The organism is Nesterenkonia rhizosphaerae, from assembly GCF_039544555.1.
GTDB lineage: Bacteria > Actinomycetota > Actinomycetes > Actinomycetales > Micrococcaceae > Nesterenkonia > Nesterenkonia rhizosphaerae.
Genome location: NZ_BAABLW010000007.1, coordinates 846,103 through 858,993, shown reverse-complemented (window position 1 = coordinate 858,993; position 12,891 = coordinate 846,103). Strand labels below are relative to the sequence as shown.

The following is a 12,891-nucleotide window of genomic DNA, read 5'->3' as shown; positions in this document are numbered from 1 at the left end:
GCCTTAGACCTGGCGGGCCTGCTTGATGGCCCGGCGGACGCGCTTAGCACTCACGGTCTGCGGCGTGCCCAATGACTGGGCGAAGAGATTGACCCTGAGTTCCTCGAGCATCCACTTCACCTGAGCCAGCTCCGGCGGCACCGGCAGCTGCGGGGGTACGGCCTCGATGGCGGCGTCGTACTCATCCTCGAGCTCCTGGACTGCCTGCATATCCGTGGTGTCCTTAGCCAGGCCCTGGCCAGCCTCCAACCGGTCCAGGCGCAGCAACATCGCCTGAAGATACCGCGGCAGGTGATGCATCTGGGTGAAACCGGTAGCGGTGATGAAGCCGGGGTGAACCAACTGGTCGATCTGGGCCTGCATATCCGACACCGCTGGCTTCAGTGCCGCCGACCGCACGCTGCTCAGCCTTGCCCGGGCCTCAGTGTTCAGAGTCAGCACCCGCGCCATGACATCGGTCAGCGACAGCACAGTCTCGATCAGTTCAGCTCGGGCATTCCGGGAGATCTGCTCAAACGCGGCAGCGGCATACGGCAGTTCAGCAGGCACCAGATGATCCAGCGCCGCAGTGGTTGCCTCAGCCACCATCTTTTCGGTGCTGCTGGAAGCGTCTTTGGCGAACTGGCCAAACGCCAGTCGCTCCCGGTTGCTCAGGTGCTCCACAACATAGCGCTGGGGTGAGGGCAGCACGGCACTGAGCAGGGCCACGACGCCGGCGCGGTGGGTGCGCTGCTGCTCGGAGGCAGATTGGGCCACCATCAGCCGCGCCCCGGGGCCATCGGGGGTCAGCGCCGGGTATCCGGTCACTTCGCGGCCGGCAACCTGGGTGGCTACTGTGCTGGGGATATCACCAAAAGTCCAGGTCACCTGCTGTCGCGCTGAGGTGTCAACGCGCTCCCCGGCACCGGTCACGGCATCCTGCCGGTCCTGCTGCGAGCCGGCGCTGGACTGCTGGTGAGACTCCACGCCTCCGGACTGACGGGACTGTCTGGGCTGACCAGACTGACCGAGCTGACCAGAGCGACCCGTTGTGCCCACTGAGCCGGCTCCCCCACCGGTGAGGGAACGGCCGATGGCCTCTCGGTTCTCCGCGGAGAAGCGCACCTGCAGTTCCGCCAGATCTGCCCCAGTGTCCAGGATTCGCCCGCGCTCGCTGACCACGGCGAAGGTGAAGCGCAGGTCCTCCGGCAGCCGGGAGGTATCCAGGTGTTCACTATCGACGACGACGCCCTTGAGCTGGCGCAGCACCCGAGCCAGTGCCTCGGTGAAGGGTGAGACCTCGACGTCGTACTGTTCCTCCAGCAGCTGCCGGGCTTGGGCGGCAACATCAGGTGCTGGCACAAAGTTCTTCCGCTGCTGCTTCGGCATCTGCCGGATCAGGGCGGTGATCATCTCGGTACGACGCCCGGGGATGAACCATTCGAAGCGGTGCGGCTGCAGCTGGTTGAGGAAGAGCACCGGGACACGCACGGTGACGCCGGCTTCATAGGCGTAGGTGAGCTCAAGCTGCAGGCCATCGTGATCGAAGGCGGCTGGGAACGCCTCAAGATCCACCTGCTCGGCAGCCGGTGCCATCAAGGTGTCCTGCGGGATGTCCAGCAGCTCAGGTGTGTCATGGCGCTGTTTCTTCCACCAGGCGTCGAAGGCCCGCTGGGAGGTGATACTGCGCGGCAGGCGCTGGTCGAAGAAATCCACCAGCTGCTGATCCGCTGCCCGCAGATCCCGCCTCCGCGTGCGTTCCTGCAGCTCCTCGAGTTCAGCGAACCGTGCGCGGTTGCGTTTGTCGAAGTGATGCTTGGTAGACCAGTCGCCCTCGATCAGGGCACGGCGGATGAACTCCTCGCGCGCACCGACCGGATCGATCTTGCCGAAGAGCACTTGGCGGTCAGCTACGATCGGCACCCCAAAAAGGGTCAGCCGCTCGGTGGCCACCACGGCGCCTTTCTTCGCGCTCCAAGTGGGCTCGGAGTAGGTGCGTTTGAGCAGGTGAGCTCCGAGTTCCTCAGCCCACGTCGGGTCGATCTTCGCTGCCATGCGGGCCCAGAGCCGGGAGGTCTCCACCAGTTCAGCGGCCATCACCAGATCATGGTTTTTCTTGAACAGCCCCGATCCCGGGAAGATCGCGAAGCGGGTGCCACGGGCGCCCTGATAGTCCCGGGTGCGCGGGGTAAACAGCCCGATATGACTGAGCAGACCTGCCAGCAGGGACTTATGCACCGCATCGTGCTTGGCCACATGGTCGGTGCCATGATGGGGTTTGACCCGGTGCTCGGCGAGTTTGGCCTGCTGGGCCAATTCGCCGAGCTGGGAAACCAGGTCTTGCCATTCGCGGATGCGAAGCCAGTTCAGATGTTCCCGGCGACAGAGTTTGCGGAACTGGCTGGAGGAGAGTTCCTTCTGCTGTTCCTGAATGTAGCGCCAGAGATTCATCAGCGCGGAAAAATCCGAATTCTCATCGGCGAAGCGCTTATGCAGCGCATCTGCCTCATCGCGCTTCTCGGTGGGACGCTCCCGGACATCCTGGATCGACAGTCCTGCCACCAGCACGGTGACCTCGGTCAGGCAATCCCGGCGGGCGGCTTCCACCATCATCCTGCCCAGCCGCGGATCCACAGGAAGCTGCGCCAGACGACGCCCGGTGGCCGTGACTCGCCCAGCATTGCGGCCGCCGCCTTCCAACGCGCCGAGTTCGGAGAGCAGCCGCACGGCGTCGTTGACGGCTTTGGAGTCGGGTTTCTGCACAAAGGGGAAATCCAACAGCTCATCCGGGGTCCTGGTGATGCCCATCGCGGACATCTGCAGCAGGACTGAGGCTAGGGAGGTGCGCAGAATCTCCGGGTCGGTAAACTCATCACGGGAGAGGAAGTCTTCCTCGGAGTAGAGCCGGATGCAGATGCCGTCGGAGGTGCGGCCACAGCGGCCAGCACGCTGATTGGCGCTGGCCTGGCTGATCGGTTCGATCGGCAACCGCTGCACCTTGGTGCGCGTGGAGTACCGGGAGATGCGCGCAGTGCCGATGTCGATCACGTATTTGATGCCGGGCACAGTCAGCGAGGTTTCGGCCACATTGGTAGCCAGCACAATCCGGCGCCGCCCTCCCGGGGTGAAGACTCGCCGCTGCTCCTGCAGAGATAACCGGCCGAAGAGCGGCAGGACTTCCGAGTTGGCCAGCTTTCGATGGTTTTTGATGGTGTCGGTGAGCGCATCCGCGGCGTCGCGGATCTCACGTTCGCCGGGGAAGAAGATCAGAATGTCACCGTCGGGCTCACCGCTGAGTTCCAGCACGGCATCTGTCACTGCGTCCAGCAGATCGCGATCCTCGGATCCTGCTGAGGCCGGCCCACTGGGCAGACCGGCTTCGCCGTCGTCGTCCTCCAGGGTTTCTAAGTCCTGCACAGGGCGGTAGCGGATCTCCACCGGGTAGGTGCGTCCGGAGACTTCGATGATCGGAATATCTTCAGGCAGCTCATCCTCCGCTGCAGGCAGCGGCTGCTGGCTGAAGTGCCGGGCGAAGCGCTGCGGATCGATGGTGGCGGAGGTGACGACCACCTTCAGCTCCGGACGCTTGGGCAGGATCCGTTTGAGATAGCCCAGGATGACGTCGATATTGAGGCTGCGCTCATGGGCCTCATCGATGATGATGGCCGAGTACTTCTTCAGCATCGGGTCCCGCTGAATCTCGGCCAGCAGAATTCCGTCGGTCATGAGCTTCACCGAGGTGTCCTTGCCGACTTCAGCGGTGAAGCGCACCTGATAGCCCACGGTCTGGCCGATCTGGGTCTTCAGCTCCTCGGCCAGCCGTTCGGCCACCGAGCGTGCGGCCAATCGGCGCGGCTGAGTGTGGCCGATCAGTCCCTGCTGCGCCAGTCCCAGCTCAAGGAGCATCTTGGGCAGCTGGGTGGTTTTGCCGGAGCCAGTTTCACCGGCGACGACGACCACCTGGTGCTCCCGCAGCGCTTTCAGGATAGTTTCCCGCTGGCCGGTGACCGGCAGCTGCTCCGGATAGTTCAGGTTCTCCGGGGTCCACACCGAAGGTGTGGAGCTCTCGGTGTCGGGGGCGGGATTCTGCAGGTCAGACATGGCTGGTCCAGTCTACGTCGGAAGAAAAAAGAGCTGAGGCCCCGGGTGTGGACCCGGAGCCTCAGCTCTATGTGCGCGAGGGGGGACTTGAACCCCCACGCCCGTGAAGGCACTGGCACCTGAAGCCAGCGCGTCTACCTATTCCGCCACTCGCGCATCGGCCCCCGTTATCCCGGTTTACCCGGGTCCCTGGGGACCTCGAACTGCTGAAAACAGCGAGCACTATCTTAGGCACAGACTGACCGGTTCGTCCAATCGGCAGGATCAGACTCGCGTGATCCCTCGATTTTATTGGCCTGCAAGCTTCCTGGACGCCAGCTGGGAGGCATGAAGGCGCTCGCCGGTCTTCTATGATCTTGGTCTCACTCCAGACGCGGCGGTCTCCCGCATAGGCTGTCAGGCATGAGCATCACTGTTCTAGCCATCGGGAAGAAGCATGAGGCGTGGGTCTCCGAGGGAGTCGAGCGCTACACCAAGCGGTTGCGCAAGCCCTACGATCTGACCTGGAAGCTGCTGCCGCATTCATCCCGCGAAGGTGACGCCGCCCGGGACGAGGAATCGGCTCGCCTGCTGGGCGCTGTGAAGGGCGATGACCATGTGGTGCTCCTGGATGAGCGCGGCAAGAACCTCTCCTCCCCGGAGGTGGCGAATCATCTCCAGACCCAGTTCAGCGGTGGACGCAGTGTGGTGCTCATCATCGGGGGTGCCTACGGGGTGAACCAGGCGCTCACTAGCCGTGCGAACTTCACCTGGTCCTTAAGCCGGCTGGTCTTCCCGCATCAGCTGGTGCGCTTGATTCTGGCTGAGCAGATCTACCGCGCCCAGGAGATCAGCGGCGGAAGGCCCTATCACCATGTCTGAGGATCATCAGGAGCCCGAGCCGGTTGTCGGCATTCTAGGGGCGGGGCGGGCAGGCACGGCCTTCGCCCGGACCATGCTCTCAGCCGGTATTGCCGTGGACATCTGCTCAACTCGCCCGCCCAAAGCGCTGCAGCACCATCTGAAGATCTACGCTCCTGGCGCCCGGCCGGTCTGGCCGGCGGAAATCGCAGAGCGCACGCTCAGCCAGGGACCCGGCATCGTCGTACTGGCAGTACCCCAGGAGGAGCTCGACGAGGTGGATCCGCAGTGGGTCTCGGGCACTGTGCTCATAGACGCCACCAACACGTGGCACCACGAGCCGCTGCCGGGCTGGCTGCAGGCCGCCGTGGATGAGCAGCTTCCCAGCTCCATGGCCATTGCGGGACGCTTCGGCACAGCACAGGTGGTGAAGGCGCTAAATCACATCTCCCATCATGAGGTGGAGCAGGCCGCTGCACCGCACGCTGCCCATGAGCAGCGCCGGGCACTGGCTGTGGCGGCAGATGACGACGACGCCCGTGGTCAGGTGATGCAGCTGGTGTCGCAGATGGGCTTCGACCCGGTGTCACTGGGCCCGCTTCCGGCCGGGCGCATCATGGAACCCGACGGCCCACTGTTCAACCGGCCGCTGAGCCGGCAGGACCTGCTGCGCTGGGTGCGCTGAACAGCCAGCCTGTCAGCAGTGACGCTTAGGCTGGAGGGCGTGACTGCGCTGGAAAGATTCACCGAAGCGACCCGGAACTGGTTCCAGGCCTCCTTTGGCGCGCCCACCGCTGCCCAGGAGGGCGCATGGGAGGCCGTCTCCGCAGGTAAGAACGCGCTGGTCGTGGCCCCCACCGGCTCGGGAAAGACACTTTCGGCCTTTCTCTGGTCCATTGACCGGCTGATCGCCGGTGGTAGCGAGCCAGATGCTGCGCCCCGGACCGCAGGTCCCGCCCAGACACAGGTGCTCTACATCTCCCCGCTGAAAGCCCTGGGGGTGGATATTGAGCGGAATCTGCGCAGCCCGCTGGTGGGCATCGGCCATACCGCGCGTCGGTTGGGGCAGGAACCGGCGGAGATCAGCGTGGGTGTGCGCACCGGAGACACCTCTCCTAAGGCGCGCCGGGATCTGCTGAAGAATCCGCCGGATATTCTCATCACCACCCCTGAGTCGCTCTACCTGATGCTCACCTCTGCGGCCCGGACCACCCTCAGCGGCGTCCAGACCGTCATCATCGATGAAATCCATGCCTTGGCAGGCACCAAACGCGGCGCACATCTGGCGCTGTCTCTGGAACGCCTGGATGCCCTTGAGGAATCGGCTGGGAACCGTCCGGCTCAGCGCATCGGACTCTCAGCCACCGTGGAGCCCCGGGATGAGGTGGCGCGCTTCCTGGGCGGTCACTATCCGGCGGGTCGCGCTGCTGTAGAGATCGTGGCTCCGGCTTCGGAGAAGAAGTGGGACATCACGGTCTCTGTGCCGGTGGAGGACCTGGCCGCACCGCAGGTGGAGCCTGAGGCTGAGGGGTCGCAGCCATTGCAGCCCTCGATCTGGCCTCATGTGGAGCACAAAGTTGTCGAGCTGGTCACCGCCAACCGTTCCACCATCGTCTTTGTGAACTCCCGACGGCTGGCCGAGAAGCTCACCGGCCGGATCAACGAGATCTGGAGCGAGTCCCAGGGCCTGGCGGAGGACAACACTGAAGACCTACCGGACCTGGCCAAGGCGCATCACGGCTCGGTGTCTAAGGAGCAGCGCAAACTCATCGAGGAGGACCTGAAGTCAGGGCGGTTGAAATGCGTGGTCGCCACCAGCTCCCTTGAGCTGGGCATCGATATGGGTGCAGTGGACCTGGTCATCCAGGTGGAGGCGCCCCCGGCGGTTTCGGCAGGCCTGCAACGCATCGGCCGCGCCGGCCACCAGGTGGGCGAAGTCTCGGTGGGATGGTTCTTCCCCAAGCACCGCGGGGATCTGGTGAGCACCGCCGTCGTTGTTGAACGCATGCTGGCCGGAAAAATCGAAGCCCTGCATATCCCGAAGAATCCGCTGGACATTCTGGCTCAGCAGACCATTGCTGCCTCCGCCATGGAGACCTTGGAGGTGGAGACCTGGTTCGAGACCGTGCGCCGGGCCGCACCCTTCTCCGCACTGCCGCGATCAGCCTTTGAAGCTGTGCTGGATCTGCTCTCGGGCAAATATCCCTCCGATCGTTTCGCCGAGCTGCGTCCGCGCATCGTCTGGGACCGCGATGCCGGCACCATTACCGGGCGACCCGGGGCGCAGCGGATCGCCGTCACCTCCGGCGGCACCATTCCGGACCGCGGCCTCTTCGGGGTGTACTTAGTCGGCGCGGAGGACTCCCGCACCGGGGGGCGCCGCGTCGGTGAGCTCGACGAGGAGATGGTCTATGAATCCCGCGTGGGCGATGTGTTCGCCCTCGGGGCCACCAGCTGGCGAATCGAGGAGATCACCTTTGACCGGGTGCTGGTCTCCCCGGCCTTCGGGCAACCAGCTTCCCTGCCCTTCTGGCGCGGAGACGGTCTGGGCCGCCCGGCCGAGCTGGGCAAGGCGCTGGGAGAGTTCACCCGCCGGATGCACGCGGCCGCCCCCGCAGATGCCATGGAGCAGTTGAGTGCGCTGGGGCTCGATACCTGGGCCCAGGAGAACCTGCTGCGATATCTGCGTGAGCAGGACGAGGCGGTCGGTGCTCTGCCCAGCGACACCACGCTGGTGGTGGAACGCACCCGCGATGAGCTCGGCGACTGGCGGATCATTCTGCACTCACCCTACGGAATGCAGATCCATGCCCCGTGGGCTCTGGCGGTGGGCGAGCGCTTGCACCAGCGCTATGGGCTCGACGGCGCTGCCTTCGCCTCCGATGACGGCATTGTGCTGCGGGTGCCCATGATGGAGGAAGAGCCACCGGGCGCTGAGCTGTTCAGGTTCGAGCATGATGAGCTGGAGGAGCTGGTCATCCGCCAGGTCAGCTCCAGTGCGCTGTTTGCCGGACGATTCCGTGAAGCCGCAGCGCGCGCACTGCTGCTGCCGAAGCAGAACCCCGGTCAGCGCACGCCGCTGTGGCAGCAGCGCCAGCGCTCCAGCCAGCTGCTGGAGGTGGCTCACGGCTACCCGGACTTCCCGATCATCATGGAGGCCATGCGCGAGGTCCTGCAGGATGTCTACGACCTGCCAGCCTTGGAAGCTCTGACCCGCGGCATCGCCCAGCGCAAGATCAGGATCGTCGAGGCCACCACCAGGACTCCCTCCCCCTTCGCGCAGAGCATCATCTTCGGCTATATCGCCCAGTACCTCTACGAGGGCGATTCGCCGCTTGCCGAACGGCGGGCGGCGGCGCTGAGCGTTGACCCGCAGCTGCTCAACGAGCTGTTGGGCCGGGTGGAACTGCGCGAGTTCCTCGACGCCGGGATCATCGACGACGCCCAGCAGCACGCCCAGCGGCTGAGCCCCGGCAGGCGGCTGCGCGGTGCGGAGGGCGCGGCAGATCTGCTGCGGCTGCTGGGACCACTCTCCGCTGAGCAGCTAGGGCTGCGGCTCGCCGCAGAGGACGTGTCCGACGACGACGCGCACTTAAGCCCGGAACGGGCCGCGGAGCTGGCCGAGCAGCTGGTTGCAGCACAGCGCGCCTTCGCCGTGACCTGGCAGGGCCAACCCCGCTACTCCGCCGTGGAGGATGCCTCCAGGCTGCGCGATGGGCTGGGTGTGGCGATCCCACAAGGCATACCGCAGACCTTCCTGGACCCGGTGGAAGACCCCTTGGGGGATCTGGTCAGTCGCTACGCACGCACCCACGGCCCCTTCACCGCAGAGGAAGCCGCTGAGGCCCTGGCCCTACCGGTGGCCGCGGTAAGCCAGGTCCTGCGCCGACTGACCGATGAGGCCCGCATTGTGGAGGGCCTGTTCCGACCGGACCGTCAGCAGGCGGTCGATGTTGAGTACGTCGATGCGGAGATGCTGCGCCGGATTCGTCGCAGATCGTTGGCCGCCCTGCGCGCTGCAGTAGAACCTGTCACACCGCGGGCCTATGCCGCGCTGCTGACTGAGTGGCAGGCCGTCACAGCGAATCAGCAGCTTGAGGGCGTGGCCGGGCTGGCCGAGGTCATTGCCCAGCTCTCCGGTTTCCCCGCACCAGCCAGCGCCTGGGAGTCCTTCATTCTGCCGGCGCGGGTCAAGGACTACACGCCAGCGCTGCTGGATGAACTGCTGCGCTCAGGTGAAGTGCTGGTGATCGGCCGAGGCGCCTTAAGCGGTCACGACGGCTGGGTCTGCTTCACCCCTGTTGAGGACATCGCCGTACTGCCCCCGGCTGACCACACATCCAGCCCCTTCCAGGAGCAGATTCTGCAGGTCCTTGCCCGCGGTGGCGCCTGGTTCGCTGAGGCGCTGCATGAGCAGCTGGGCAGGGAGCATGACGGCACGGAGATTTCCTCGCTGGAAGACACCCGAACCGCGCTGTGGGAGCTCTTCTGGACCGGCCGGGTGGCACCGGACAGCTACGCCGCCCTGCGACAGCAGCTCAGCGGAGGCAGCACCGCCCACCGGCGCCGCGCCCAGCCGGTGCGCAGCCGGCATACCTCCCGCCGGGTGGCACTGCGCCAGGCGGTGCAGAATGCCCGCGGCGAATCGCCCTCAGCAGGGGTGCGCTGGGCGCTGGCTCCGCGGGCCTCCGCCTCCCCCACCGAGGCAGCTCACACCCGCGCAGAGATTCTGCTGGATCGCTATGGCGTGCTGACCCGCGGATCTGTGGTGGCTGAGCAGACTCCGGGCAGCTTCGCAGGGGTGTACAAAGTTCTCTCTGCAGCCGAAGAAGCCGGCCGGATCCGCCGCGGCTACTTCATTGAAGGACTGGGTGCGGCACAGTTCACCAGCTCGGCCACTATCGACCGGCTGCGCGAGATCGCCGAGCAGCAGGAGGACCACAACGCCCAGCAGGGCACAAACTCCGGAGTCAGTAGGTCTCAAGCCACCGCGTCATCTCCGGTGGTGTTGGCTGCCGTGGACCCCGCCAACCCCTACGGTGCGGCTCTGGACTGGCCGAGCACTCACGAGCAGGCAGCAAACGCCAAAGCCCGGCCTGGACGCAAGGCTGGCGCCGTCGTCGTGCTGATCGATGGTGAGTTGGTGACCTATATGGAACGTGGTGGGCGGACGCTTCTGGTCTTCACCGATGATGAGCTCCTCTTAGACACCGCAGCTGCTGCCCTGACCACCCGACTGCGCAAGGCGAAAACCGGCAGACTCGCCGTGGAGCGCGTCAATGGCGAGCCGGTTCTGCAGCACCGGTTCGGACAGTCGCTGCGCCAGGCAGGCTTTCATTCCTCCCCTTCAGGACTGCGGTTCTCAGCCTGATCTGCGGCGCGAAGGTTTCACCCCATAGCGGAGGTGGACCCCGCCCAGCGCGGTTTGCGGTTAGTCTTTTCCTATGATTTTGTGCCTTCCATTCCTGATGTTCCAGGGCCGCGCCCAGGAGGCCATCGACTACTACCTGGAGACTTTCCCGGACGCGGAGCTGCTGGAGATCCTCCACCACCCCGAAGGCACAGAGATTTTTGACCCTGCTGCACAGCAGGAGGGACTCACCTCGGACCAGGAACTGGACGAGGCTGAGGTCTCGGCGCCCGGGACTGAGCAGCTCGAAGCTGAAGACGAGCCCACCAGCAACGACCTTGACGATGATGAGAGTGCCGATAGCCACCACGCGTCATCCTCCGAGCATTCGAGCTTCCCGGAAGACGCCGAGGATTTCGAGGCACCCGCCCCGCAGGAGCCGCTCGAGGATGAGAGTCTTCCCGATGCCGAGACCGAGAGCGTCGAGGAAAACCCGGAGTCCGGAGGTCCCGCAGCAGCGAACGACGCCGTAGAAGCACAGACTCCGGCGTCGTCGACCCCCAGCTCCTCGGCATGGATGGATGACACCGCCGCCATGGAGACGGTGGTGGACTGGCAGACCACGCTGGTGGCCACCGCTCAGCTGCGCATCGGTGGTCAGGTACTGATGATCCAGGACTCTCTGATCAAACACGAGTTCGACTTCACCCCCTCGATTTCGGTGGCCGTAGTGGTCGATACCGAAGACGAGTTCACTCAGATCACCCAGAAGCTGGCCGCCGGCGGCAGCTACCTGATGGAGCCTGGTGACTACGATTTCGCCAAGAACTTCGCCTGGGTCCAGGACAAGTTCGGCGTCAGCTGGCAGATCAATCAACCGCTGGGCGCCCCCGAGCCCGGAAGCGACCTGGCCAAGGACGTCGCGCAGGCCCAAGCCCCCGACTGGGGATGAAATCACCGCTTCCGGTACGCAACGGAGTCAATGCCACCCGGCTGAGAATCCCGCTGCAGGGCCCGTGGGCGACAGTGCACGACTTTGTCCTGGAGAAGTTCGGGCATATTGATGCCGCTGGCATCACCCAACGGTTTCACCACGGAGAAGTCGTCGATATTGACGGTCGCCCGCTGAGCACCGAGACACCCCTGGGCGACGTCGAGTTCCTCTGGTACTACCGCAACGTGCCCCTAGAGACACCTCTGCCGGTGACAGAGGAAGTGCTCTTCGAAGACGAGCATCTGCTGGTAGTAGACAAGCCACATTTTCTGCCGACGACTCCTGCTGGACGGTACGTGCAGCAGTCACTGCTGGTTCGGCTGCGCAACCGACTGCAGCTTCCTGATCTGGTGCCCATCCACCGGTTGGATCGCGGCACCGCAGGGCTTGTGCTCTTCTCCAAGCAGCCAGAGACCCGCAGTGCCTATCAGCTGTTGTTTGAACGGCGCGAAGTCGCCAAGCAGTACCAATGCGTGAGCGCTCTTCCTGCAGGCATCGACCGAGCGGAACTCTCCAGCCGGTTCCCGCTGACGGTCAGCAACAGGATCGAAAAAACCAAGGGCGTGGTGGTCAGCCAGCTGATGCCCTACGAGGTCAAGGACTCGGGCAGACGCCCTCATGACCGTCGCGGCGGCAAGCGACGCCGCAGCACCGAAGTGATTCCCGGAGCCAATGCTTCCTCCCGTGTGGAGCTTGAAGCCACCGGTACCAGCCGGGCAGGAACGCCGGTGGGACTGTTCCGGCTGAGTCCGCACACCGGCAAGACTCACCAGCTTCGCATCCATATGGCCCTGCTGGGTCTGGGCATTCTGCACGACCGGTTCTATCCGGATCTCTGGGATGACGCTCCCGATGACTTTGGTGCGCCCCTTCAGCTGTTGGCCCAGCGCTTGGAGTTCACCGACCCGATCAGCGGCCGGATCAGAGAGTTCACCTCAGCACGTAAGCTTGTGGAGGCACCGGCTGAAGGCCGCACTGCCGACCGCAGATGAGAAGGGGCTGACGTGGTCGAACTGTTCGAACAATGGGGTCTGTGGTACTTGCCGCTGCAGGCAGTGGCTGTGGCATTTACGGCTTTTGTACCGCCATTTCCCTCTGAGGTGATGGTCATCGCCTCCGGCGCCATGGCGGCTGAGTCGATCATGCCTTTGTGGGCTGTGTTTCTGGCGACTTTCTTGGGATGCCTGGCCGGCGACGTCGCCCTCTACGCGTGCTTTAGGTATCAGTTCATCAGGCTGCTGCACCGGTGGAAGTGGGGGCGCAAGATCCATCGCGCCCTGCTGCGTGCTTCGATCCGCGCCGGCGATGCCAATACGCTGATCGGCCTGCTGCTGATTCGCTGGGTTCCTGGCGGTAGGGCCGCCTCCATGGCCAGCGCCGGAATGATGCGCCTGTCCTGGGGGCCGCTGGTGGGGTTGGCACTGCTGGGTGCGGCCACCTGGACGGCCTGGCTGGCCGGATTAGGTTACATTACGGGAACAACTACGGGCCTACCCCCTCTGGTGAGCACTATCGCCGCCATTGTTATAGGTACGCTAGTGGGACTGGCGATTGCGGTGCTGTACACCAGGCGACGTCGGGCATCCGCCCAGGTTTGACTGGAAGCATTTTCTGCTGATGACCAGAC

General features: G+C 64.7%; 7 protein-coding genes and 1 tRNA gene. 6 read left to right on the top strand and 2 right to left on the bottom strand.

Going from position 1 to position 12,891, the window contains the following annotated elements; translation table 11 throughout:
* Positions 1–3: 3 nt before the first annotated feature.
* Both hrpA and ABEA23_RS09630 read right to left on the bottom strand, forming a co-directional pair.
* The gene (hrpA, locus tag ABEA23_RS09635) at positions 4–4,080 is read right to left on the bottom strand and encodes an ATP-dependent RNA helicase HrpA (RefSeq protein ID WP_345477803.1); all 4,077 of its coding nucleotides are present in this window, start codon (positions 4,078–4,080) and stop codon (positions 4–6) included.
* 72 nt (positions 4,081–4,152) lie between these two features.
* Positions 4,153–4,236, bottom strand: a tRNA-Leu gene (locus ABEA23_RS09630).
* Positions 4,237–4,482: 246 nt separating this feature from the next.
* On the opposite strand from ABEA23_RS09630, the gene ABEA23_RS09625 reads away from it, so the two are divergent.
* The 6 genes from ABEA23_RS09625 to ABEA23_RS09600 all read left to right on the top strand — a co-directional run bounded on the left by ABEA23_RS09625 (position 4,483) and on the right by ABEA23_RS09600 (position 12,862).
* Positions 4,483–4,941 carry a 23S rRNA (pseudouridine(1915)-N(3))-methyltransferase RlmH gene (locus tag ABEA23_RS09625; protein ID WP_044493003.1) on the top strand — a complete coding sequence of 153 codons (459 nt, stop codon included), beginning with the start codon at positions 4,483–4,485 and terminating at the stop codon, positions 4,939–4,941.
* Positions 4,934–5,605 carry an NADPH-dependent F420 reductase gene (locus ABEA23_RS09620; protein WP_345477802.1) on the top strand — a complete coding sequence of 224 codons (672 nt, stop codon included), beginning with the start codon at positions 4,934–4,936 and terminating at the stop codon, positions 5,603–5,605. The genes ABEA23_RS09625 and ABEA23_RS09620 overlap by 8 nt, the downstream gene beginning before the upstream one ends.
* A 39-nt stretch (positions 5,606–5,644) precedes the next feature.
* Positions 5,645–10,291, top strand: a complete 4,647-nt coding sequence (locus ABEA23_RS09615; protein WP_345477801.1) for an ATP-dependent helicase — start codon at positions 5,645–5,647, stop codon at positions 10,289–10,291.
* Positions 10,292–10,364: 73 nt separating this feature from the next.
* Complete coding sequence (locus ABEA23_RS09610; RefSeq protein WP_345477800.1) at positions 10,365–11,222, top strand: VOC family protein; 858 nt, start codon at positions 10,365–10,367, stop codon at positions 11,220–11,222.
* The gene (locus ABEA23_RS09605; RefSeq protein WP_345477799.1) at positions 11,219–12,256 is read left to right on the top strand and encodes a pseudouridine synthase; all 1,038 of its coding nucleotides are present in this window, start codon (positions 11,219–11,221) and stop codon (positions 12,254–12,256) included. Before ABEA23_RS09610 ends, ABEA23_RS09605 begins: the two co-directional genes overlap by 4 nt.
* Before the next feature lie 12 nt (positions 12,257–12,268).
* On the top strand, positions 12,269–12,862 hold the full coding sequence (locus ABEA23_RS09600) for a DedA family protein (protein WP_260073247.1): 594 nt from the start codon (positions 12,269–12,271) through the stop codon (positions 12,860–12,862).
* Positions 12,863–12,891 lie beyond the last annotated feature (29 nt).